The 21,414-nt window shown below is 74.3% G+C and carries 23 protein-coding genes and 1 pseudogene; 11 read left to right on the plus strand and 13 right to left on the minus strand.

Annotated elements, in window-relative coordinates:
• Positions 1-162: 162 nt before the first annotated feature.
• The 4 genes from D7I43_RS26840 to D7I43_RS26855 are packed head-to-tail and all read right to left on the minus strand — an operon-like array spanning position 163 to position 3,620.
• A complete protein-coding gene (locus tag D7I43_RS26840; protein WP_120331367.1) occupies positions 163-1,407 on the minus strand; it encodes a metallophosphoesterase in 1,245 nt (414 codons plus the stop codon).
• Positions 1,408-1,417: 10 nt separating this feature from the next.
• On the minus strand, positions 1,418-1,693 hold the full coding sequence (locus D7I43_RS26845; protein WP_240033180.1) for a MoaD/ThiS family protein: 276 nt from the start codon (positions 1,691-1,693) through the stop codon (positions 1,418-1,420).
• A 2-nt stretch (positions 1,694-1,695) separates the two neighbouring features.
• Positions 1,696-2,709: a GTP 3',8-cyclase MoaA gene (moaA, locus tag D7I43_RS26850; protein WP_120331369.1), complete on the minus strand. Its 1,014-nt coding sequence runs from the start codon at positions 2,707-2,709 to the stop codon at positions 1,696-1,698.
• Positions 2,706-3,620: a fructosamine kinase family protein gene (locus tag D7I43_RS26855; RefSeq protein WP_120331370.1), complete on the minus strand. Its 915-nt coding sequence runs from the start codon at positions 3,618-3,620 to the stop codon at positions 2,706-2,708. The genes moaA and D7I43_RS26855 overlap by 4 nt, the downstream gene beginning before the upstream one ends.
• Positions 3,621-3,771: 151 nt before the next feature.
• Here D7I43_RS26855 and D7I43_RS26860 point away from each other — a divergent pair, with 151 nt between their 5' ends.
• Both D7I43_RS26860 and D7I43_RS26865 read left to right on the plus strand, forming a co-directional pair.
• Positions 3,772-4,815 carry a DUF4192 domain-containing protein gene (locus D7I43_RS26860; RefSeq protein ID WP_120331371.1) on the plus strand — a complete coding sequence of 348 codons (1,044 nt, stop codon included), beginning with the start codon at positions 3,772-3,774 and terminating at the stop codon, positions 4,813-4,815.
• A gap of 168 nt (positions 4,816-4,983) precedes the next feature.
• Positions 4,984-5,709: a GAP family protein gene (locus tag D7I43_RS26865; protein ID WP_120331372.1), complete on the plus strand. Its 726-nt coding sequence runs from the start codon at positions 4,984-4,986 to the stop codon at positions 5,707-5,709.
• 99 nt (positions 5,710-5,808) lie between these two features.
• Here the strand turns inward: D7I43_RS26865 and fdhD are convergent, their stop codons facing one another.
• Positions 5,809-6,663, minus strand: a complete 855-nt coding sequence (gene fdhD, locus D7I43_RS26870) for a formate dehydrogenase accessory sulfurtransferase FdhD (protein WP_120331373.1) — start codon at positions 6,661-6,663, stop codon at positions 5,809-5,811.
• Positions 6,664-6,715: 52 nt separating this feature from the next.
• Between fdhD and mobA the strand changes: the two genes are divergently transcribed.
• From mobA to D7I43_RS26885, 3 genes are all read left to right on the plus strand, one after another.
• The gene (mobA, locus tag D7I43_RS26875) at positions 6,716-7,330 is read left to right on the plus strand and encodes a molybdenum cofactor guanylyltransferase (protein WP_120331374.1); all 615 of its coding nucleotides are present in this window, start codon (positions 6,716-6,718) and stop codon (positions 7,328-7,330) included.
• On the plus strand, positions 7,327-7,590 hold the full coding sequence (locus D7I43_RS26880; RefSeq protein WP_120331443.1) for a DUF6457 domain-containing protein: 264 nt from the start codon (positions 7,327-7,329) through the stop codon (positions 7,588-7,590). Before mobA ends, D7I43_RS26880 begins: the two co-directional genes overlap by 4 nt.
• A 254-nt stretch (positions 7,591-7,844) precedes the next feature.
• Complete coding sequence (locus D7I43_RS26885) at positions 7,845-8,978, plus strand: T3SS (YopN, CesT) and YbjN peptide-binding chaperone 1 (protein WP_120331375.1); 1,134 nt, start codon at positions 7,845-7,847, stop codon at positions 8,976-8,978.
• 7 nt (positions 8,979-8,985) lie between these two features.
• Here the strand turns inward: D7I43_RS26885 and D7I43_RS26890 are convergent, their stop codons facing one another.
• The 3 genes from D7I43_RS26890 to D7I43_RS26900 all read right to left on the minus strand — a co-directional run bounded on the left by D7I43_RS26890 (position 8,986) and on the right by D7I43_RS26900 (position 12,452).
• Complete coding sequence (locus tag D7I43_RS26890) at positions 8,986-9,942, minus strand: zinc-binding dehydrogenase (protein ID WP_120331376.1); 957 nt, start codon at positions 9,940-9,942, stop codon at positions 8,986-8,988.
• Positions 9,943-10,070: 128 nt separating this feature from the next.
• Positions 10,071-11,936: a beta-propeller domain-containing protein gene (locus tag D7I43_RS26895; RefSeq protein ID WP_120331377.1), complete on the minus strand. Its 1,866-nt coding sequence runs from the start codon at positions 11,934-11,936 to the stop codon at positions 10,071-10,073.
• 57 nt (positions 11,937-11,993) lie between these two features.
• Positions 11,994-12,452, minus strand: a complete 459-nt coding sequence (locus D7I43_RS26900; RefSeq protein WP_120331378.1) for an Lrp/AsnC family transcriptional regulator — start codon at positions 12,450-12,452, stop codon at positions 11,994-11,996.
• Between the two features lie 59 nt (positions 12,453-12,511).
• Between D7I43_RS26900 and ddaH the strand changes: the two genes are divergently transcribed.
• Positions 12,512-13,345, plus strand: coding sequence for a dimethylargininase (ddaH, locus tag D7I43_RS26905; protein WP_338042008.1), 834 nt, complete (start codon positions 12,512-12,514; stop codon positions 13,343-13,345).
• A gap of 69 nt (positions 13,346-13,414) precedes the next feature.
• On the opposite strand, the gene D7I43_RS26910 is transcribed toward ddaH, so the two are convergent.
• Positions 13,415-14,608: an ABC transporter substrate-binding protein gene (locus D7I43_RS26910; RefSeq protein WP_120331380.1), complete on the minus strand. Its 1,194-nt coding sequence runs from the start codon at positions 14,606-14,608 to the stop codon at positions 13,415-13,417.
• A 45-nt stretch (positions 14,609-14,653) separates the two neighbouring features.
• The gene (locus D7I43_RS26915) at positions 14,654-15,511 is read right to left on the minus strand and encodes an alpha/beta hydrolase family protein (protein ID WP_120331381.1); all 858 of its coding nucleotides are present in this window, start codon (positions 15,509-15,511) and stop codon (positions 14,654-14,656) included.
• An 84-nt stretch (positions 15,512-15,595) separates the two neighbouring features.
• On the opposite strand from D7I43_RS26915, the gene D7I43_RS26920 reads away from it, so the two are divergent.
• Positions 15,596-16,195, plus strand: coding sequence for a bacterial proteasome activator family protein (locus tag D7I43_RS26920; RefSeq protein WP_120331382.1), 600 nt, complete (start codon positions 15,596-15,598; stop codon positions 16,193-16,195).
• Positions 16,196-16,284: 89 nt separating this feature from the next.
• Here the strand turns inward: D7I43_RS26920 and D7I43_RS26925 are convergent, their stop codons facing one another.
• A complete protein-coding gene (locus tag D7I43_RS26925) occupies positions 16,285-17,097 on the minus strand; it encodes an HAD family hydrolase (protein WP_120331383.1) in 813 nt (270 codons plus the stop codon).
• Positions 17,097-17,918 carry an HAD family hydrolase gene (locus D7I43_RS26930; RefSeq protein ID WP_120331384.1) on the minus strand — a complete coding sequence of 274 codons (822 nt, stop codon included), beginning with the start codon at positions 17,916-17,918 and terminating at the stop codon, positions 17,097-17,099. The genes D7I43_RS26925 and D7I43_RS26930 overlap by 1 nt, the downstream gene beginning before the upstream one ends.
• Positions 17,919-18,195: 277 nt before the next feature.
• On the opposite strand from D7I43_RS26930, the pseudogene D7I43_RS33810 reads away from it, so the two are divergent.
• Positions 18,196-18,522, plus strand: a pseudogene (locus tag D7I43_RS33810) (GNAT family N-acetyltransferase); the annotation flags it as partial.
• Between the two features lie 251 nt (positions 18,523-18,773).
• Here D7I43_RS33810 and D7I43_RS26940 read toward each other — a convergent pair.
• Positions 18,774-19,484 carry a hypothetical protein gene (locus tag D7I43_RS26940; RefSeq protein ID WP_120331385.1) on the minus strand — a complete coding sequence of 237 codons (711 nt, stop codon included), beginning with the start codon at positions 19,482-19,484 and terminating at the stop codon, positions 18,774-18,776.
• 127 nt (positions 19,485-19,611) lie between these two features.
• On the opposite strand from D7I43_RS26940, the gene D7I43_RS26945 reads away from it, so the two are divergent.
• The 3 genes from D7I43_RS26945 (at position 19,612) to D7I43_RS26955 (ending at position 21,361) form a co-directional block, all read left to right on the plus strand.
• On the plus strand, positions 19,612-20,043 hold the full coding sequence (locus tag D7I43_RS26945; RefSeq protein ID WP_120331386.1) for an OsmC family protein: 432 nt from the start codon (positions 19,612-19,614) through the stop codon (positions 20,041-20,043).
• Between the two features lie 124 nt (positions 20,044-20,167).
• Positions 20,168-20,515: a metallopeptidase family protein gene (locus D7I43_RS26950; RefSeq protein WP_120331387.1), complete on the plus strand. Its 348-nt coding sequence runs from the start codon at positions 20,168-20,170 to the stop codon at positions 20,513-20,515.
• Positions 20,516-20,638: 123 nt separating this feature from the next.
• Positions 20,639-21,361 carry an AIM24 family protein gene (locus tag D7I43_RS26955; RefSeq protein WP_120331388.1) on the plus strand — a complete coding sequence of 241 codons (723 nt, stop codon included), beginning with the start codon at positions 20,639-20,641 and terminating at the stop codon, positions 21,359-21,361.
• Positions 21,362-21,414: the final 53 nt, after the last annotated feature.

A 21,414-nucleotide genomic window follows, 5' to 3' on the forward strand; every position in this document is an offset into this window, starting at 1 on the left:
GCCCTGAACCCCACAGATGCTCCAACACCTGCCGATGCCCGAACGTCAACACACCCGGCCTCGCCACCAGCACCCCCAACCCAACCAAGATCAGTTGCACTGAAGCCTAGAAACCACCCGGCGTGTCGTGGCGATAACTTCATGATCAACCGAGCGGTGGGATCAGGGTGCGCGGAGTTCTACCAGGGTTACCTGGGGTGGGGCGCCTACGCGGACCGGTGGGCCCCAGAAACCAGCGCCGTTGGTGACGTACACCTTCGTGCCGTCCACTTCGCCCAGTCCGGAGACGATGGGCTGCTCCAGCCGCACCGCGAGGTTGAACGGCACGATCTGGCCACCGTGGGTGTGCCCGGACAGTTGCAGGTCCACCCCGTACTTCGCGGCCTCCACGGCGGCCACCGGCTGGTGCGCGAGGAGCACCACCGGGCGGGACGGGTCGCGGTCGCCGAGCGCCGCGGCGTAGTCCGGGCCGGCGGCCAGGCCCGTTCCCTGCCCGGAGACGTCGTTCACCCCCGCCAGGTCCAGGACGCCACCGCGCGCGGCGATCTCCACCCGCTTGTTCTGGAGTACGCGCAGCCCCAGCCGGTCCACTTCCTCTACCCACTCCTCGACCCCGGAGTAGTACTCGTGGTTGCCGGTGACGAAGAAGCTGCCGTAGCGGGAGCGCAGGCCGCGCAGCGGGGACGCCGCCTCGCCGAGTTCCGCCACCGTGCCGTCGACCAGGTCGCCGACGACCGCCACGATGTCGGCGTCGAGCCGGTTGATCGCGGCCACGATCCGCTCGGTGTGCGCCCGGCCGAGTAGCGGCCCCAGGTGGATGTCCGAGACGGTGGCGATGCGCAGACCGTCCATGCTCCGTGGCAGCTTGGCCAGCGGGATGCGCACCCGGTCCAGTTGCGGCGGGCCGAGGGCGGTGCGGACGCCGTACCCGGTGACGCCGACCGCCGTGAGCCCGGCGAAGATGGCGGCCCCCCGGGCGAGCAGCAACCGGCGCGACGGGTCGTGGTCGTCGGGCGCGACGGCGTCGACGGCCGGCGGGTCGGCGGGGCCGGCGGCGCCCACGAGCACCGGCTCGGGGGCGGCGGCGGTCGGTTCGGCGGTGACCGCTCGGCGGCGCAGCACCAGCCGGGCCACCAGCATCGGCACCTCGAGCACCACCAGCAGCACGAGCAGGTAGAACATCAGCGCGAGCCAGAGGTAGCCCGGCCAGGCCAGCCAGTGCAGCCCGCCCCGGGTGCCGGCCAGCGTGGCGGGTACCAGCAGCGCGAGCACCAGCGCGGTGACGCCGCCGACCCGCCTCCACAACCCCGGCCGGGTCGTGTCCCGGACCAGCCGCTTCCACAGGTACAGGTGGATGAGGCCGGTGATCAGGGCGAGAGCGCCCACGAACCCCAGCACCGACAGCACGTGCCCTCCCTCAGCCGCCGGCGAAGGGAGGCAGGACGTCGATCGTCGTCCCGGCCGGCAGCGGTGTGTGGCGATCATGGCAGGTCACGCCGTCCACCAGGAAACTCGCCACCTTCAGCACGGATGCGAGCCGCTCACCGTGGGATTCGGCCAGGTCAGCGGCGATGTCATCGAGGGATCGTCCGGCCGGCACGGTCTCCTCGCTGCGGCCGGCGGCGGCGCGCGCCCCGGCGAAGTAGCGGATGGTGAGCGTCGCCGTCGTGGTCGGCGGCGTCGGGTCGATCACTGTCACCCTCCGATGGCGGACATGGGCCGCGCAGGTTGCAGGAAGGACGGGTCGTCGATGCCGTGGCCGGCCCGCTTGCCCCACATGGCCGCCCGCCATCGGTCGGCCAGCTCGTCGTCGTCCATCCCGGCACGCAGCGCGCCCCGCAGGTCGGACTCCTCGGTGGCGAAGAGGCAGGCGCGGACCTGACCGTCGGCGGTGAGCCGGGTGCGGTCGCAGTCGCCGCAGAACGGGCGGGTCACGCTCGCGATCACCCCGACCCGGGCCGGCCCCCCGTCGACCAGCCAGGTCTCCGCGGGCGCCGACCCGCGCTCGGCGCGGTCGGCACGCAGGTCGAACTCGCGGCGCAGCGACGCGAGGATCTCGTCGGCGGTCACCATGGCCGTCCGGTCCCAGCCGTGCTGCGCGTCCAGCGGCATCTGCTCGATGAACCGCAGCTCGTAGCCGTGTGCCAGGGCGAAGCGGAGCAGGGCCGGGGCCTCGTCGTCGTTGATCCCGCGCATCAGCACGCTGTTGACCTTCACGGGCGCGAGGCCGGCCGACGCGGCACCGGCCAGGCCGGCCAGGACGGCGTCGAGCCGGGGACGGCGGGTCAGCTCGGTGAACCGGGCCGGGTCCAGGGTGTCCAGCGAGACGTTCACCCGGTCCAGTCCGGCGGCGCGCAGCGCCGGGGCGTGCCGGTCGAGGCCGATGCCGTTGGTGGTCAGCGAGATGGTGGGGCGCGGGTCGAGGGCGGCCACCTCGGTCACGATGCGGACCAGGCCGGGACGGATGAGCGGCTCGCCGCCGGTGAACCGGACCTCGGTGACGCCCAGCCGCTGCACGGCGACACGGATCAGCCGCACGATCTCGTCGTCGGTGAGCAGCTCCGGCCCGGCCAGCCAGGGCAGCCCCTCCGCCGGCATGCAGTACGTGCACCGGAGGTTGCACTTGTCGGTCAGGGAGACGCGCAGGTCCCGCGCGACCCTGCCGTACCGGTCGACGAGGGCGCCGCCGGGCGGATGGGCGAGGCTCACCGCTCGACCGTAGCGCGATCGAGCCCGGCAAGGGCGGATCGTGCGGCCCGCGTGACCGCGTCCCGGTACGCGGCGCCGAAGAGCGCGGTGTGCACGAGCAGCAGGTGCAACTGGTGCAGCGGCACACGTTCCCGCCAGCCGTCGGCGAGTGGCCAGACCTCCTGGTACGCGGAGAGGATCCGGTCCAGGTGCGGCGCCCCACCGAACAGCGCGAGCTGCGCGAGGTCGGTCTCCCGGTGCCCGCCGTGCGCGGCGGGGTCGACCAGCCAGGCCCGGTCGTCGGCCCCCCACAGCACGTTGCCGGGCCACAGGTCCCCGTGGACGCGCGCCGGGGGTTCGTCGCCACCGAACTCGCCGATCCGGTCGACGACCTGCTCCACCAGGGCCGCGTCGGCCGGGGTCAGCGCCCCGCTGTCGACGGACCGCCGAAGGTACGGGGTGAGCCGCCGCGCGGCGAACCACCGCGACCAGGGGCCCTCGTCGGGAGTGTTGTCCTGCGGCAGCGCCCCGATGAAGCCCGGCCAGGGCGCGCCGAAGGTCGACGCCCCGGCACGGTGGAGGGCGGCCAGTTCCCGGCCGAGGCGCTCGGCTGCCGCCGGGTCCGGCTCACCGGGTTGCACCCATTCGAGGGCGAGCAGGTCGGGCAGCGCGACGATCACCTCGGGCACGGGCACGGCGTCCGCCTCGCGGAGCCAGCGCAGTCCGGCGGCCTCGGCCGCGAAGAAGCCGTCGGGCACCGGGCGGGCGGCCCGCTCGGGCCAGGTCTTCGCGAAGACCGAGTGGCCGTCGTCGAGCGTGAGCCGGGAGGCGGCGCAGATGTCGCCGCCCGAGACCGGCGTCTCCCGGATCCGTTGGTGGGTGAGGAAGGTCGGCAGCTGGGTCGGATGCGCCCGCAGGTACGCGAGGTCCATCTGCGCACGGTAACCCGGCGCGGCCGGCCTGTCGTCACGTACGCGGTCGTGGTCCCAGCTGACCTGGGCGAATACGCTGCGTGACTGTGGATGACGGGTGTGTCGTCCACAGGGGCGGCGCGGCGGGGACACCCGGTCGCAGGCTGCCCGCATGACCTCGACCGACGTTCACCGCCTCGCCGTACGCTCTCCCGCCGACCTGCTCGCCGCCGTGCCGTACCTGCTCGGCTTCCATCCCGCCGACAGCGTGGTCGTCGTGGCGATGCGTGGTCGGCGGGTCGTGTTCGCCGCCCGGGCCGACCTGCCCGACCCGGCCGAGGCCCCGGCGGACCGGGCCCGGCATCTCGTCGGCGTGGTCCGCCGGCAGCGCGTGGACGCCGCCACCGTGGTCGGCTACGGGCCCGCGCACCGGGTGACGCCTGCCGTGGACGCGGTCCGGGACGCGCTCGACGAGGGCGGGCTCGTGCTGCTCGACGCGCTGCGCGTGACCGACGGCCGCTGGTGGTCGTACCTGTGCGGCGAGGCCCGTTGCTGCCCACCGGAGGGCCGGCCGTACGACCCGGGCAGCAGCCAGGTCACCGCGTCGGCCGTGTTCGCCGGGCAGGTCGCGCTCCCCGACCGGGCCGCGCTCGCGGCACAGGTGGCGCCGGTGAGCGGTCCCGCCCGGGCGGCGATGCGCGAGGCCGTCGCGAAGGCCGAACGGCGGCTCACGCGCCTCGTCGAGGAGGCGCCCGCCGAGGATCTGCTGGGCGCACGCTCCGTACGGGCCGCCGGAGTGGCCGCCGTACGCGACGCGCTGCGCCAGCACCGCCGGGGCGAACGCCTCGGCGACGACGAGGTGGCCTGGTTGACGCTGCTCCTGACCCAGATTCCCGTACGCGACCACGCCTGGGAACGCACCGACGGGCGCGACGGCGACATCGCCTTCTGGGGCGACGTGCTGCGCCGCGCCGAGCCGGAACTGATCGCCGCCCCGGCGAGCCTGCTGGCCTTCGCCGCCTGGCGGGCGGGCCAGGGCGCGCTGGCCGCGGTCGCACTGGAACGGGCGTTGGCCCGCCACCCGGACTACTCGCTGGCGGTGCTCCTGGACGACCTGCTGCGCCGGGGCGTACCACCCTCGGACCTGGACGGCTGGCCGACGGCCGGGCTGCCCGGTGTGGTGCGGCGACGCGGGCGGCGAGGCTCCCGCCGGTGACGGGACGGGCGCGCAGGCACCGCCGTGGCGTGCCCCACCGCTGGCACGCCGGTGACCGCGGCCGGTCCGTCGAACGATGTACGACCCGTTCGTTCCCGTGGCCGACTCGGCCGGGTCACACGGCCCGGAGAATCGGTACGTGCCCGTTCTCCCCTCGACGACGATCCGATGAGCGTCGGCCTGCTCCTGACGCTCGCCGGTCTGGCGCTGATCGACAGCACCAGCATCGGTACGCTCTTCATCCCGGTCTGGCTGCTGCTCACGCCGGGCCGGGTCCGGGTGGGCCGGATCCTGACCTACCTCGGCACGATCGCCGGCTTCTACCTCGGGGTCGGGCTGCTGCTCGTCTGGGGTGGCACGCGACTGGCCGACACCCTGGGCGGTGCGCTGGACCACCGGCCGGTGCTCTGGGCGCAGCTCGCGCTCGGGGTCGGGCTCTTCGTGCTGAGCTTCCGCTACGACGGCAAGCGGCAGCGCCGCTCGGGGGGTGTGCTGCGTTGGCGTGACCGCGTCACCTCCGGTGACTCCTCGGCCCGCTGGCTGGTCGGGCTGGCGCTGCTCGCCGCGCTGGCCGAGGTGGCGACCATGCTGCCGTACCTCGGTGCGGTGACCCTCCTGTCGACGACCGACCTCTCCGGTCCGGTCGTGGTGGCCGTGCTGGCCGGCTACTGCGTCGTCATGGTGGTGCCCGCGCTGCTGCTGCTGGGTGCCCGGCTGGCCTTCCCCGCACCCATCGAGCGGCTGCTCGGGCGGCTCAACACGTGGATCGAGAAGAAGGCGGGCAGCGCGCTGGGCTGGGTCCTCGGCATCGCCGGCTTCCTGATCGCCCGCGACGCCGCGTTCCGCCTCGGCCTGCTGAGCGGGGAGATCGACATCAACCTGCTCAACCGCTGACCGCCGCGGCCACCGCCGGCCCGCCGGACCAACCGGGCCCCTCCGGGATCAACGGGCCACGGTCTGGGATCAACCGGCCGCTCCTCTTGAGAGCCGGCGTCAGCTCACGAGCACCCGCTGCGGCCCGGCGTAGACGTTCATCGTCCGGCCCCGCAGGAAGCCGACCAGGGTCATTCCGGCCTCCTCGGCCAGGTCGGTGGCGAGGGTGCTCGGCGCGGAGACGGCCGCGAGCAGCGGCACCCCGGCCATCCACGCCTTCTGGGTCAGCTCGAAGCTCGCCCGGCCGGAGACCATCAGCACGTGCCCGGCCAGGGGCAGCCGCCGCTCCCGCACGGCCCAGCCGATCACCTTGTCGACGGCGTTGTGCCGGCCCACGTCCTCGCGGAGCACGACCAGCGACCCGTCGGCCGTGAAGAGTCCCGCCGCGTGCAGCCCGCCGGTCCGCTCGAAGCCGCGCTGCGCGGCCCGCAGCCGGTCCGGCAGCTCGGCCAGCACCTTCGCCGGCACGGTGACCGGGTCGCCGGCGACCGGGAAGAGCGACCGGGTCCGGACGGCGTCGATGCTCGCCTTGCCGCACACGCCGCAGGAGCTGGTGGTGTAGAAGTTGCGGGCCGGGTCGGTCGCCGGCTCCGGCACGCCGGGCGCGAGCACCACGTCCACCACGTTGTACGTGTTGGGGGTCTCCGCCCCGGCACACAACTGGGCGGTGTGCACGTCGTCGGTCGACCGGATCAGCCCCTCGGTCATCAGGAAGCCGATCGCCAGGTCGAGGTCGTCGCCCGGCGTACGCATGGTCACGGCGAGCGGCCTGCGCCGGCCCGGCCCCGCGGGCCCGACCCTGATCTCCAGCGGCTCCTCCACCGCGAGCGTGTCCGGCCGCCGGACGGAGGTGCGGCCGTCCGCCGCGTCGAGGTCGATCCGGAGTACGCCCCGTCGGTCAGCTGCGCGTCCCATCCCGCCATCCTGCACCGCCCGGCCGGGCGCCCGCACGGCTACCGTGGGCCGCGTGGGGGCGTACGCGGCGGTGGTGCTCGCGGGTGGCGCGGCCCGCCGGATGGGCGGGGTGGACAAGCCCGCGCTGCCGGTCGGCGGCCGGTCGATGCGTGACCGGGTGCTGTCCGCGATCGCCGACGCCTCGCCGCGGATCCTGGTCGGCCCGGCCGACACGCCGCCGCCCGGCGTACGGGTGACGCGCGAGCGGCCACCCGGGGGCGGGCCGGTGGCGGCCACCGCGGCCGGGCTCGCGCTCCTCGATGCCGGCACGTCCGTCGTCGCCCTGCTCGCCGCCGACCTGCCACTGCTCACCCGGGACGCGGTCGCGCTCCTGCTGCGCGCACTGGCCGACCCGGCGGGCGGGCGCGTCGAGGCCGACGGCGCCTGCTACGTCGACGCCGACGGCCGGCGGCAGATGCTCTGCGGGGTGTGGCGGGTGCCGGCACTGCGGGGTGCGCTGGACCGGCTCGCCGCGGAGCGGGGTGGCAGCCTCGCCGGGGCCCCGGTCCGTGCCCTGCTGGCCGGGCTCGCCGTACGCGAGGTGGCCTGGGCCGGTGACGGCCCCCCACCGTGGTTCGACTGCGACACTGACGAGGACATACGCCGGGCGGAGGAGTGGGCACGATGACGGTGATGGACGACTGGGTCACGGCGGCCTGTGCCGAGTTGGGTCTCGATCCCGGCCAGGTGCCGGTGCCGGCCGTGCTGGGCCTCGCGAAGGACGTCGCCCACCAGGTCCTGCGCCCGGGCGCGCCGGTGTCCGCGTACCTCCTCGGGCTGGCCGTGGGGCGCGGGGCCGACCCGGCCGACGCGGCCGAGCGGCTGCGCGCGTTGGCCGCCGGCTGGCCGGTCGAACTCGGCGCGGACCGCGCCGACGCCCCCTCCTGACCCGCCGGCACCGCCGAGCCTCCGGCTCCGCCCGCGCCCGCGACGCATGGCGGACGCCCGCGACGCGCTGCCGGCGTCCGCGGCGCACCGCCGGCGTCCGCGACGCCCCACCCGGCACCCGCCTCGACCAGGACTTTCGTCGTTCCCGAACGCCGGTGCGGCCCACCGCCGCGGGGCCGATGTCCGATCACGGTCGGGCCTGATTCGACCTCCGGGCCCCGTGGGTAGGGTGACCGTGACGGACGGAGGCGATCATGACGGCAGACCACCCCTCGACGCCGCCCGGTGAACCGCCCGGCACCGCACCCGGGCAGCCGGGCACCCCGGCGCAGGCGGAGCACCCCGAGTCGATCCTGCTCGACGAGCCGAGCACGGCCGACCTGCGCGCGAAGGTGACCCAGGCGTGGCAGGAGTTCGCGCGGTCGCTCGCCGAACGGCTGCCGGCGCTCCCCGAGGGCGCGCACGTCGAGCTGACCCTCGATCCCACCGCCTCCGGAACGGGTGACGCCGTCTACTCGATCGGTGTCGACGTGGGCGCGGAGGGCCGGCTCTCCGCGCGGGCGGTCGGCAACGCCAGCCTGCCGGACGGCTACCGGCTGGACCGGATGGCGGTGGCGGACATGATCGCGCTCGGCTGGTCGCCGCCCGGTGTCGTCGAGGGCTCCGGCGAGTACTTCGGGCTGGAGGGCACGACGGCCGACGCCAACCGGATCGCCGCGCTGCTCTCCCGCACGCTGCGCGACGTCTACGGCGCCCCGCACCCCGCGTTCCTCGTCTACCTGATCCACGACGCGGAGGGGGAGCCACTGCCGGGGGCGCCGCTGGGGACGGCGCGCAGCGAGTTCGGGCCGGGCCGCGTGGCCGAGGCCGACCTGGACGAGGCGCTGGTCGAGGCCGTCGCCGCCCAGACGGAGCAGAACGACGTGCTGGCGCTGGAGGAGCGCGTCCGGACGGTCGTCTCCACCATGCTGAAGTCCGACTCCGACCGCCTCCAGGTGGACTCGGACGGCGACATCAACATCCGGGCCGGCTCGGCCATGGTGTTCGTCCGGGTCCGGGACAATCCGCCCCTGGTCGACGTCTTCTCCCCGGTGCTCACCGAGGTCCGGCCCACCGAGCGGCTCTACGTGAAGCTCTCCGAGCTGACCAACCGGATGCCCATCGGCCGCCTCTACTGCGCCGACGACACGGTGTGGGCGTCCATCCCGGTGTTCGGCAGGAACTTCCAGCCCACCCACCTCATGCTGGCCGTGCAGGTGATGACCGGCCTCGCCGACGAGCTGGACGACCGGCTGCACGGCGAGTTCGGCGGCAAGCGGTTCTTCGGCGAGGGCGACAAGGCGGTCCGCCGCGACGAGGGGGAGCACCGCACCGGCATGTACCTCTGAGGTCCCGTCAGCGGACGTCCAGCAGCGTCTTGCCCACCGTGGCCCGCGACTCGATGGCCGCGTGCGCGTCGGCGGCCCGCTCCAGCGGGAACCGCTGGCCGATCACCGGCCGCAGCCGCCCGGCCGCGGCCTCCGCCAGCGCCCGTTCGGCGTACGCCCGCAGCCGCGCCGGCGGCACGTCCGGCCGCACCAGGCGTACGCCCCGCTCGGCGGCGTCCTCGGCGGGCACCCCGGCCCACTCGCCGCTGGCCAGGCCGAAGCTGACCATGCGGCCGCCCGGCCCGAGCAGCGTGAACGCGGTCCGGCCGACCTCGCCCCCCACCCCGTCGAACACGACGTCGACCCCGTCCGTGGCGGCGCGGACCTGGTCGGCCCAGTCGGGCCGGAGGTAGTCCACCGCCACCTCCGCGCCGAACGCGGGCAGCAGTGACACCTTGCGCCGCCCGCCGGCGAGCCCCACGACGCGCGCGCCCGTGGCGGCGGCGAGCTGGACCAGCAGGCTTCCCACCCCGCCCGCGGCCGCCTCCACGAGGACCCGCTCGCCGGGCCGCAGGTCGACCGTGTCGACGAGCATGGCGGCCGTACGCCCGTCGGCGAGCAGCGCCACCGCCGCGTCGAGGGACAGCCCGTCGGGCACCTCGATGGGCAGCGCGGCGTCCACGGCGACCCGCTCGGCGTACGCGCCGGAGCCACCGGTGCCGCTCACCACGCGGCGGCCGATCGAGGCCGGGTCGACGCCGGCGCCGACCGCGGCGATCACGCCGCCCACGCCGTTGCCGGGGATCAGCGGCGGTGTGCCGCCGAAGGGACCGGGCCGGCCGGCGCGGAACTGCGTCTCCACGAACGTGATGTTGACGTGCGCCACGTCGATGAGCACCTGGCCCGGCCCGGGCACCGGATCCGGCGCCGGACCGACCGCGAGCACCTCCGGCCCGCCGAACTCCCGCAACCACACCGCTCGCACGACACTCTCCCCGCCCGCTCCGTCCGGTTCCCGGTGACCAGTCGACACCGTGAACCTGACTTCAGGTCAAGGGCGGGTGGGGCCCGGATCCCCGACAATCCGGGCCCCACCCGCCGGGGGAGGGAGATTCAGGTCGAGGGCAGCCAGTCGAGGCTCCGTCCCGTACGCGGGTCGCTGGCGCGCAGACCGGCCGCCGAGACCGTCCACAGCGTGTCGCCGACGAGCAACGACCGGTCCACGCCGCGCCCGCTGCCGTCCGGGTGGGTCACCCGTCCGATCTCGCTGATGCCGTCGCCGGTGACCCGCAGGAGCCGTACGCCGTCGTCGACGGGCAGCGCGACCAGGCCGGTCCCCGGGTGGTACAGGAAGGCGTGCGGATCGAACTCCACCGCCGACCAGGCGCCGGGCACGTGGTACCGGTCGAGCCGCGCCGGTCGGGTCGGGTCGCGCACGTCGAAGAGGGAGACCTGGAGGCCCTGCGTCCGGCCCCGCGCGTCGGCCTCCTGGCCCACGCCGAGCAGCCGCCCGTCCGGCAGCGGGTGCAGGTAGGCCGAGTAGCCGGTGATCTTCAGCTCGCCCGTGACCCGGGGCGCGGCCGGATCGGTCAGGTCCAGCGTGTAGAGCGGGTCCGTCTGGCGGAAGGTCACCACGTGGCCGGTGCCGCCGAGGAAGCGCACCGAGTGGATCCGCTCGCCCCGGCCCAGGCCCGTGACGGCGCCGACCCGCTCCAGCGTGCCGCCCTGCCGGCGCAGCACGTACACCGCCGACTCCGAGGAGCCTGGGCGTCCCGCGCGGGCGTCGACGGTCGTCGCGACGCGCAGGTCACCCCGCCACTCGGACAGCGCGTACTGGTTGACGAGCCATCCGGGCACCGCCCCGCTGGCGAGGTAGCGCGGGCGCCCGGGGCCGGCCGTGTCGAACTGGTGGAGGACCGTGCTCACCTCCGACCGCTGCCGGCCCCACCAGCTCGGGCGTGACCGCTCCACGGTCCGGTCACCGGCCAGCCAGAGGCTCGTCGCCGTGCCGTACACCACGTCGGCGTCGGCCGCGACGCTCACCGGGTCGCCGTCGCCCAGCCGGTCGGCCGTGAGGTCGAAACTGAGCACGGTCAGCAGGGAGGTGCCGGTGGCGTCGGCCGGACGGCTCAGCCGGTCGCAGCCCACACGGGCGGCGTGCCGCTGCCCGCCGCCGGTCCACTCGTACGCGGGCAGCCAGGCGTCCAGACCGGTCTCCGCGATCACGGCCCGGTTGGCGGCGATCCGTTCGGCGTCGCTGGCGTCCCGTCGGAACGGGAAGTCGAGCCGGGGATGGGAGCGGACCACGACCCGGGCCGTGTCGCCGGTCTGCCGGGCGTCGAGCAGGACACCGTCGATCGAGTAGGTGGCGAGCACGGTGGGCGTCGCCGCCGCGAGGTCCACCAGGGTGAGCAGGGTGGCCCCGCCCGTGGCCGTGTCGTCGGCCGGCCGGAACGTCATCCGGGCCGGCCCGCCGAGCACCAGCGCCCGGTCACCGAGCAACAGCAGGTTGCGCTCCCGGTGGGGGTCGGGCAGTGGGCCCGCCCCGAGATCGAGACGTCCGGTCGTGCGCCGGGTCGCCGGGTCGATCACGCGCAGCACGCCGTCACCGATCGTCACGATGCGGCGGCCGTCGGTCTTGACCAGGTCCGGCTCGTCCGCCCCGATCTCGTGGACGTTCGTGGTCGAGTGTTCCGGAGCGGACTCTGCGGCGTACCGGTCGCCGCCGCCCGCCTTCGCCACGGCCGGGACGATTTCGTCCCCGCCGAGACCCCACGGCCCGACCGCCGCGCCGGCGGCCGCGCGCAGGTCGGCCAGCGCCTCGGCGCAGGAGTCGTAGGCGACCAGCCGCATCGGGCCGGCGGGTGCGGTGGGTGTGGTGGGCGTGGTCGCCCCGGCGGTGGGCGGGATGCCGCTGCCGGCGAGCAGCGTGAGCGCGGCCAGCGTGCCGACCGCGGCGATCGGGACTCCCCGTGTCATGGCCGGTTCGACGGGACATCGTCGGCCGTGGTTCCCGGCTGGTGCGAACGATCCGGATCAACCGGCGGAGGGGCCGACGCCGGGTGACTCGACCAGCCGGGACAGCACGATGGTGCTGCGGGTGGACGTCACGAACGGCTCGGCCCGCAGCCGTTCGAGCGCCGCCTCCAGGTGGGCGATGTCGGCGGCGCGCAGGTGCACCAGCGCGTCGGCCTCCCCGGAGACGGTGTACGCGCCGACCACCTCGGGGTGCCGTCGGGCCGCCGCGCCGATCTGCGCGGGCGTCGTCCGGCCGGCGCAGAACAGCTCGACGAAGGCCTCGGTGGTCCACCCGACGGCGGCCGGGTCGACGACGGCCGTGAACCCCCGGATGACCCCCGCGGCGCGCAGCCGGTCGACCCGTCGCTTGACGGCCGGGGCGGAGAGTGACACCCGGTTGCCGATGTCGGCGTACGACGCCCGGGCGTCGGCGACGAGCAACGCAATGATCCGCTGGTCAACGGCGTCGATCTGCAACGTTCCGCCTCTGGGAAGCAATGGTTGTGGCTGTTACCAAAGTTGGAGGATACCTACCCTTGGTGACCGTGAACCACCAGCGAGTGCCGCGAAAGCGGACATATCTCATGTGCTCCCCCGAGCACTTCGCGGTCGAGTACGCGATTAACCCGTGGATGGACCTGACCACCCCGGTCGACCGCGAACTGGCTGTGAAGCAGTGGGACCGGCTGCGGGAGACCCTCGTGGGCCTCGGCCACGAGGTGCACCTGCTCGCGCCCGAGCCGGGCCTGCCCGACATGGTGTACGCCGCCAACGGCGCGTTCGTGGTGGACGGGACGGTCTACGGCGCCCGGTTCAAGCACGAGCAGCGGGCCGCCGAGGCCGCCGCGCACCGGGCGTTCTACGAGGCGCAGGGCTGGCGGTTCATCGCGCCGAACGAGACCAACGAGGGCGAGGGCGACTTCGCGTACGTCCCGGAGGCGCACGGCGGGCTGATCCTCGCCGGCCACGGGTTCCGGACGGAGCTTCCGGCGCACGCCGAGGCGCAGGAGGCCCTCGGTCGGCCCGTGGTGTCGCTGCGGCTCGTCGACCCCCGCTTCTACCACCTCGACGTGGCGCTCGCCGCCGTCGACGACGCCAACATCGTCTACTTCCCGGGCGCGTTCTCGACGGCCAGCCAGCGGGTCCTCGCGCAGCTCTTCCCGGACGCCGTGGTCGCGGACGACGCCGATGCCATCGCCTTCGGGCTCAACCTGGTGAGCGACGGCCGCAACGTGGTGCTCAACAGCGAGGCGGTCGGGCTCGCCGAGAAGCTCGAGGCGGCGGGCTACCACCCGGTCCCGGTCGAGCTGACCGAACTGAAGAAGGGCGGCGGCAGCGTGAAGTGCTGCATCGCCGAGCTGCGGCACTGACCGCCGCGACGGGCACGTCGCACCGGGGCCGTCCTCCCGCGCGGGGGGACGGCCCCGGTGTCTCCGGGCTCAGCCGAGCGTGGCCAGCTCGGTGATCAGGACGTTGGACAGCACCTGGCCGTCGTTCTGCACCCGGCGCAGGTACCACTTCTGCTGCGGCGTACGCGGCTGGTTGAACTGCCAGATGCCGCGCGGGCTGTCGATCTGCCCGAGCTTGCCGAGAGCGAGGTTGACCTGCTGCGGGTTCGGGTTTTCGCCGGCCAGGTCGATGGCCTGGTCGAGCACCTGCGCCGCGTCGTAGGAGGCCATGGCGTACGTGGTGGGCGAGGTGTTGTGCTTCTTCCGGTACGCCGAGGCGAACACCCGGTTCGCCGTGTTGCTGAGGTCGGCCGAGTAGTTGAGGGCGGTCTCGATGTTGGCGGCGTCGCCCTTCATGTTCTCCAGCGCCGTGCCCTCGGTGAGGAAACCGGGTGCGTACACCGGTCCCTTGTAGCCCTCGTTGCGGAGCTGGCGGATGAACTCGACGCCGGCCTCGGCCGTGTAGAAGCAGAGCACGGCGGTGGGCTTGCGGTTGAGCGCCCGCCGGATGTCCTGCACGTACGCCGTCTTGCCGGGGTTGGCGGCGGCGGTGGTCTTGATGACCGCGCCCGCGATGCGGGGGTCGGAGGCGCCGAACTCCTGCCGGAAGCCGCGTACCACGTCGTCGCCGCCGACGCTGTCCGGGACGATGATCGCCAGCTTGTCGCCGGGGCGGAGCTTCTCCTTGAGGTAGCCCGCGAGCGCCTTCCCCGCCTCGTCGAGCACGTACGACGTACGCCAGATGTAGACCACGCTGGCGAGCGTGCTCGGCGACGCGTTCGAGCCGATGAGGGGCACCCGGGCCTGCTCCACGGTGTCGCGGATGCCGAGCATGACGGCGGAGTTGACCACGCCGGTCAGGGCGAGGACGCCCTGCTGCAGCAGCTTGTCGACCGCGGCCTTGCCGGAGTTGACGGTCTCGCCCTCGTCGGCGGTGAGCAGCGTGACCGGGTGCCCGCCGAGCCGCTGGTCGTGCAGGTCGAGGAAGAGCTGGAAGCCGTTGGTGATCTCGTCGCCGATGGCCTTGAGGCCGCCCGCCTGCGGTGCGATCAGGCCGATCTTGATGGGGCTCTTGGTGTCGGTCGACCCGCCGTCGGCGGCGTCGTCGCCGCACGCCGTGAGGAGTCCGGTGGTACCGAGCGCGGCCAGGATTTGGAGCGCCCGTCTGCGGTTCATCTGCGACACCGAGTCCTTCCAACAGGGGTGGGGGCCGGTCGCCCCTCCGGCGTTCTACCTGCTCCGCGACGCTGCGTCAATCCGCCGATGATCTTCGTGCAGGGATCGCAACGCGTCCACCACGGCCGGCCAGGCGGCCGACTCGGGGTCGATTAGCCCGAAATGCTCGCATTCTTGTCGCTCAACGAGGGTCATATCGGAACCGGCGGCACGGGCTGCCGCCACGAATCCCCGGCTCATCGCCACCGGCACCTGCCGGTCACGCTCCCCGTGGACGACTACTGTCCGTGGCCGAATCGGTACCAACGCCCGCGGATCGGCCGCCGCGTACCGGTCCGGCACCTCGTCCGGGCCGCCGCCGAGCAGCGCCGCGACCGCGCCCGAGTCCAGGTCCCGCCGGTACGCCTCCCCGAGGTCGGCCACCGGGGCGAGGGCGAGCACGCCACCGACCGCCGCCGGGGCCGTGGCGGCCACGTAGAGCGCGAGGTGGCCGCCCGCCGAGTGGCCGACGAGGATCGGCGGGGCGTCGGGGACCCGGCCCGGCATCGCCGACGCGGCCAGCCGGGGCAGTGCGGTCACGCCCGCGAGGACGTCGGTGAGGGTGTTCGGCCAGCCGCCGCCCGGCTGCCCGGTACGCCGGTACTCCACCTGCGCCACGGGGTACCCGAGCGCGGCCAGGGCCGCGGCCATCGGGCCGGTGTGCCGCCGGTCGTACTCGGACCGCCAGAAGCCGCCGTGCACCACGACGACGAGCGGGCGGGCTGGCCCGTCCCCACCCGGCTCGCTCACGGCCGGCTCGCTCACGGCCGGCTCGCGGAGGTCGGCGACGTGATCGGGATGGTCGCCGTACGCCACCGTGTGGTCGGGCTCCGGTGCGGGCCGGGTCAGGACGGCGCGCGGATTGGCGGACATGGCGTGACGGTAGCGCGACCGCCGGACGGCGCCGGGGTGAGGGAGTCGGTCCCGGCGAGCGTCGGGACCGGGCGCTGGGTAAAGATGGTTCCCATGACCGAAGCGCGCTCCGCTGGACAGAACGACGAGCCGGGCCACGAGGGCACCGGTCACTCCGGCACGGTGGTGGTGGTCGGCCCGGACGGCCGGCCCGTCGGCACCGTGCAGACCGACGACGGGCAGGGGGAGGACCCGACCCGCCTCGTCGAGCAGCCCGCGAAGGTGATGCGGATCGGCAGCATGATCAAGCAGTTGCTGGAGGAGGTCAAGGCCGCACCGCTGGACGACGCCAGCCGGCACCGGATGCGGGAGATCCACGAGCGGTCGATCGTCGAGCTCAAGGAGGGTCTCGCCCCCGAGCTGCGCGAGGAACTGGAGCGCATCTCGCTGCCCTTCACCGAGGAGGGCGCGCCGAGCGAGAGCGAGCTGCGCATCGCGCACGCCCAGCTGGTCGGCTGGCTGGAGGGTCTCTTCCACGGCATCCAGGCGGCGCTGGTCGCCCAGCAGATGGCCGCCCGGGTGCAGCTCGAGCAGATGCGATCCGGACGGGCGCTGCCCAGCGGCCCCGGCGGGATGGCGCCCGGGATGCCGGGCATGGGGCAGTCGCAGGGCGGCGAGGGGCACAGCACCGGCCAGTACCTCTGATCCCGCCGGCCGCGTGCGACGGCGCGGCCGACCGGGTAGCGGCCCTCGGGGAACCGCGCCGGCCGTGGGCGTCCCGCCCCGGCCGGCGCTCACCCCACGCCGAAGACCTTCTCCAGGTGGGCCGCCACGCCGTCCTCGTCGTTGGCGGGCGCGACCTCGTGCGCGATCTCCAGGACGGCCCGGTGCGCGTTCGCCACCGCGACGGCCCGGCCGGCCCACGTGAGCATCGGCACGTCGTTCGGCATGTCGCCGAAGGCCAGCACGTCGGCCGCGTCGATGCCGAGCCGCCCGCAGTACCAGGCCAGCCCCGCCGCCTTCGTCACCCCGGCCGCGGAGATCTCGACGAGCCCCGAGTACGACGAGTGGGTCGCCTCCGCCAGCCCTTCCAGGGCCGCCGCCACCAGCTCCACGAACGCGTCCGGGTCCTGTTCGCCGGCGCGAGCCAGCAGCTTCACCGCGGGCGCCTCCAGCAGCTCCTCGGGCGACTCCACGGCGCGGATCGCGTCGTGGTCGGCGTCCCAGCGCATCGGGTAGTGCGCCTCGTGCCGCATCTGCCGGCTGTCGGTCACCTCGACGGCGAAGCTCACCCCGGGCACCTCGGCCCGCAGCCGCCGCGCCACCTCCGCGAGCAGCTCGGGGGCCAGCGGATCGGCCCGCAGCACCTCGTCACCGACCGGGTCGTACACGACGGCGCCGTTCGCGCAGATCGCGGGCAGCGGCTCGGCCAGCTGCTCGTACACCAGCTTCATCCAGCGGATCGGGCGTCCCGTGACCAGCACGACCGGCGTGCCCCGCGCGCTGATCCGGGCCAGCACCTCGGCGGTGCGCGGGCTGACGGTCCGGTCGTCCCGGAGCAGCGTCCCGTCGATGTCGGTGGCGACCAGTCGAGGTGTCTCTCCCATCACCGGGAGAGTAGTCGGTCCAGGTAGACCGCCACCCCGTCGTCGTCGTTGCGCAGGGTCACCTCGTCGGCGGCCGCCCGCACGGCCGGGTGCGCGTTGGAGACGGCCACCCGGGACCAGCCCGCCCACGCGAACATCGGCAGGTCGTTCGGCATGTCACCGAAGACCAGCACGTCGCCCGGGTCGACGCCGAGGGTCTGCGCCACGACGGCCAGCCCGGTGGCCTTGTCGACCCCGGGCGGGCAGATCTCCACGAACCCGAGCCCCGCCTGGGTGAGCGTGGCCACCTCCGGCGGCACGATCCGGCGGGCCACGTCGAGCAGTTCGTCGACGTGGTGGTCCGCCGTGCGCGCGAACGCCTTGATCACGTCGCTGGAGAGGCACTCCGCCCGGGTACGCGGCTCGAACCGGTCCTGGTAGGGCCAGCTCGGGTCGCGGTCACCCCAGAGCGGGGCGTCGTGCTCGTCGGACGCCTCCACCATCACGGTCAGGGGGCCGACCTCGGCCTCCAGGTCGGCGAGGATCCGGGCGAGCACCTCGGCGGGGAGCCGCTCGTCCCGGAGCACCACCGGGCCGGCCGGATCGCTCTGGTCGACCACGCGCCCGCCGCCGGCCATCACCAGGAAATCGGCCGCGCGGATGTCGTTGCGGGTCAGCTCGGTCAGCCGGGGGCCGCGGCCGGTGGCGCCCACCACCGGAATCCCGGCGGCCCGCACCCGGTCGAGCACCTCGTGGGTGTACGCCGACACGGTGTCGTCGCTGCGGACGAGCGTCCCGTCGAGGTCGGTGGCGATCAGCTTGGGCAGTCCCGGGCGGGTCATCGTTCCTCCTTCGCCCGCCGCCGTCGCAACCAGCCGTTTCAGTGGTCGATCGTCGACCCGGAGTGACGGCGGGCAGCAACCGTACCTCGCCCGACCGGTCACAACCATGGCTTCCAGGCGAATCGGATGCCAACCCGCGGCGGACCCTGGTTGTCGGCGTTCCCGCCCGGCCCGTCGTCGTACGGTGAGGGGTGTGGTGCGCGACTGGCCGGCGGCGGAGCCCATCGAGACCGAGCGGCTCGTGCTGGAGCCGCTGCGGGTCGAGCACGCGGACGAGATGGCCCCGCTCCTGCGCGACGAGCGCCTGCACGAGTTCATCGGCGGCCGGCCGGCAACGCTTCAGGAACTGCGGTACCGGTACGCCCGCCAGGCCGCCGGGCACTCGCCGGACGGCGCCGAGGGCTGGCTGAACTGGATCGTGCGGCACCGGGAGACCGGCGACGCGGTGGGCACCGTACAGGCCACGATCCGGCTCGACGGCGCCCGTACGGTGGCCGAGCTGGCCTGGGTCGTCGTCGCGCCGCAGCAGGGCCGCGGCTACGCCGCCGAGGCCGCCACCGCCATGGTCGGCTGGCTCGACCGGCACGGCATCGCAGCGCTGATCGCCCACGTGCACCCCGACCACCGCGCGTCGGCGCGGGTGGCCGAGCGGCTCGGCCTGCGCGCCACCGACGCGCTGGTCGACGGCGAGGGGTGCGCTGGGTCGGTCCGTGAATGCGGAGCCCTGCCGGCGGCGGGTCCGCGGGGCGGGAGCCGTGCCGGCGGCCGGTACGTGAGCCAGGAGCGAACCGGCGGCCGGGCGGCCGGCACGGAGCCTCGCCGCGTCCGTCGCCCCGACGGCGCGGCGGCCGGGACTCAGATCGGCGGTTCCGGGCGGGCGAACGGCACGGTCGGCTGGACGGTCAGGTCGGCCGGCGCCGGCGGCACGTCGTCGGGCTCCTCCCGCACCGCCCGGCGCCGCCGCGGGAGCACGGGCCCGGACGGCTCGGTCCCGTCCGGCACGGCGGCGTACGGCGCGAGCCGCAGCGCCGCGCCGAGCAGCGCGCAGGCCACGAAGGCCATCACGAGGCCCCGGCCGTACTCGATGCGGAAGCCGTCCTGAGGGGAGTAGAGGATCCCGCGCCGCACCGGGTCGTCCAGTTGGACCGCGGCGACGGCGAGCACCGCGAGCAGCGACCCGGCCAGGGCGAATCCGGCGACCCGGGCGTTGGGCCGGACACCCGGTGTGCCCCGCAGCGCGAGAGCCACGGCGCAGACCAGGGCGAGCAGCCCCACCAGGTAGCCGATCCCGAGGCCGCCGATCTCGGCGACCCCGGCCGGTACCTCGAGCGGCTGGTCGTCGCGGCCACTGTCGGGCAGGGTCATCACCACCCATTCGCCGAACAGCGAACCGACGCCGGCCACCGCTCCCAGCCCCGCGAGCAGCGGTGGCAGCAGCCCGTCCCGGCCGAGCGCGGCGAGCGGATGCCGGCGCTCCGGCGCCCCGGACTCGACCTCGCCCCACTCGATGACGGCCGTGCCGTCGGAGCGGTCGTCCTGACGCGGGATGGGAAGCTCTCGGGACATCGCCATCCTTCCGCCGGTCACGGGCCTGGTCGAATGATGGCACAGGGGACGGCGGTGACGGGGATCGCAGCGCGGGCGTCGCGGGAGCCCGTCGCAGGTGGTGTCGCTTTCCGATAGCGTCGGCACCATGCCTATCCGTACCGCTTCCGCACGTTGGCAGGGCAACCTCACCGAGGGGTCCGGCACGCTCCGCACCGGCAAGGGCGGGCTCGAGGGGAACTACTCGTTCAAGTCGCGCTTCGAGGAGGGGGAGGGCACCAACCCCGAGGAGCTGATCGGCGCCGCGCACGCCGGCTGCTTCTCGATGGCCTTCTCGAAGGCGCTCGCCGACGCCGGTGCGACGCCCACCTCCGTGGAGACCACCGCCAAGGTCCACTTCGACAAGACCGACGCCGGGTTCAGCGTGACCCGGATCGACCTGGAGACCGTCGGGCAGGTGCCGGGCCTCGACGAGGGCGAGTTCCAGAAGCTCGCCGAGGCGGCCAAGGCGAACTGCCCGATCTCCCGCCTGCTCTCGCCGGGCGCCGAGATCACCCTCACCGCCCGCCTCGCCTCCTGACCCCCGTCGACCGCACGCTCACGGAGAGGGCCCCCGTCCGGGCGACGGCCGCTCTCTCCGTGGGCGGGTAGGGATCTTGGTGGGGCCGCGTACGGGCGGCGTCGGGCAGAATGGCGTGGTGCCGATGGAGATGAGCCGCGAGCGCTTCGAGGAGCTGGTCGCCGACGCTCTCGACGAGGTGCCCGAGGAACTGCTCGGCCTCATGAACAACGTGGTGATCCTCGTCGAGGACGACCCGCCGCCGGGCGAGGACGACCTGCTCGGCCTCTACGAGGGGCACGCCCTGACCGAGCGGGGCTGGGACTACTCCGGGGTGCTGCCGGACCGGATCTTCATCTACCGCCACCCCATCCTGCGCATCTGCGACACCGAGGACGACGTCGTCGACGAGGTCGCGATCACCGTGGTGCACGAGATCGCCCACCACTTCGGCATCGACGACGAGCGGCTGCACGAGCTGGGCTGGGCCTGACCCGCCGGTCGTCCGCCCCGACGCCACCGATCCGCGCCGGCGGCCACGCCGCGTGACCGATGCCCACCGTTGTCACGGTCACCTACCGTCGTCGTGGCAGGCATCGTGACTCAGGAGGCACCCATGCGCAGCTCGCTGTTCTCGGCCGAGAACCTGGAGCAGGAGTCCGCGCAGCCCGGCATGCGGCTGCAGAACTCCAAGATGTTGAAGATCGAGCTCAACGGCGAGGCGATGGCCCGGGTCGGGTCGATGGTCGCCTACCAGGGGAACGTGCAGTTCCAGGCGCTGGGCTCCGGCGGCCTGGGCAAGTTCCTCAAGCAGAAGCTCACCGGCGAGGGCGTGCCGCTCATGCGGGTCAGCGGTCAGGGCGACGTCTTCCTCGCCGAGCTGGCCAAGGACGTCCACATCATCGACCTGGAGCCGGGCGACGCGCTCTCGATCAACGGCTCCAGCGTGCTGGCCTTCGACTCCACCCTCCAGTACGACATCAAGATGGTCGGCGGCGCTGGCATGGCCTCCTCGTCCGGCCTGTTCAACTGCGTGTTCACCGGCTACGGCCGGATCGCGATCACCACGAAGGGCACCCCGGTCGTGCTCAATGTCGACCAGCCGACGTACGTCGACCCGCAGGCGGCGGTGTGCTGGTCGGCGAACCTCCAGACCGGCTACCACCGGGCCGAGCAGCTCGGCCTCGGCACGCTGCTCGGTCGGCGCACCGGCGAGGCGTTCACCATGAGCTTCGCCGGGCAGGGGTTCGTGGTGGTGCAGCCGTCGGAGGAGCCGCCGGTCATGGGCAGCGGCGCGCAGGAGCAGCAGGGCGGCCTGCTCGGCGGCCTGCTGAGCTGAACGCTCCCCGGCGCCCCGGCCGGCTGCCTGCCGGCCGGGCCCGGGCGCCGGCG

The organism is Micromonospora globbae (assembly GCF_003610785.1).
Classification (GTDB): domain Bacteria; phylum Actinomycetota; class Actinomycetes; order Mycobacteriales; family Micromonosporaceae; genus Micromonospora; species Micromonospora globbae.

Excerpts from the sequence above, each read along its gene's own strand:
- D7I43_RS26920 (WP_120331382.1), top strand. The coding sequence starts at position 15,596 with ATGGTTCCCATGACCGAAGCGCGCTCCGCTGGACAGAACGACGAGCCG.
- D7I43_RS26940 (WP_120331385.1), bottom strand. The coding sequence starts at position 19,484 with ATGTCCCGAGAGCTTCCCATCCCGCGTCAGGACGACCGCTCCGACGGC.
- D7I43_RS26880 (WP_120331443.1), top strand. The coding sequence starts at position 7,327 with ATGACGGTGATGGACGACTGGGTCACGGCGGCCTGTGCCGAGTTGGGT.
- D7I43_RS26945 (WP_120331386.1), top strand. The coding sequence starts at position 19,612 with ATGCCTATCCGTACCGCTTCCGCACGTTGGCAGGGCAACCTCACCGAG.
- fdhD (WP_120331373.1), bottom strand. The coding sequence starts at position 6,663 with ATGGGACGCGCAGCTGACCGACGGGGCGTACTCCGGATCGACCTCGAC.
- D7I43_RS26915 (WP_120331381.1), bottom strand. The coding sequence starts at position 15,511 with ATGTCCGCCAATCCGCGCGCCGTCCTGACCCGGCCCGCACCGGAGCCC.
- D7I43_RS26860 (WP_120331371.1), top strand. The coding sequence starts at position 3,772 with ATGACCTCGACCGACGTTCACCGCCTCGCCGTACGCTCTCCCGCCGAC.
- D7I43_RS26855 (WP_120331370.1), bottom strand. The coding sequence starts at position 3,620 with ATGGACCTCGCGTACCTGCGGGCGCATCCGACCCAGCTGCCGACCTTC.
- D7I43_RS26950 (WP_120331387.1), top strand. The coding sequence starts at position 20,168 with ATGGAGATGAGCCGCGAGCGCTTCGAGGAGCTGGTCGCCGACGCTCTC.
- D7I43_RS26895 (WP_120331377.1), bottom strand. The coding sequence starts at position 11,936 with ATGACACGGGGAGTCCCGATCGCCGCGGTCGGCACGCTGGCCGCGCTC.
- D7I43_RS26955 (WP_120331388.1), top strand. The coding sequence starts at position 20,639 with ATGCGCAGCTCGCTGTTCTCGGCCGAGAACCTGGAGCAGGAGTCCGCG.
- D7I43_RS26865 (WP_120331372.1), top strand. The coding sequence starts at position 4,984 with ATGAGCGTCGGCCTGCTCCTGACGCTCGCCGGTCTGGCGCTGATCGAC.
- D7I43_RS26885 (WP_120331375.1), top strand. The coding sequence starts at position 7,845 with ATGACGGCAGACCACCCCTCGACGCCGCCCGGTGAACCGCCCGGCACC.
- D7I43_RS26925 (WP_120331383.1), bottom strand. The coding sequence starts at position 17,097 with ATGGGAGAGACACCTCGACTGGTCGCCACCGACATCGACGGGACGCTG.
- D7I43_RS26930 (WP_120331384.1), bottom strand. The coding sequence starts at position 17,918 with ATGACCCGCCCGGGACTGCCCAAGCTGATCGCCACCGACCTCGACGGG.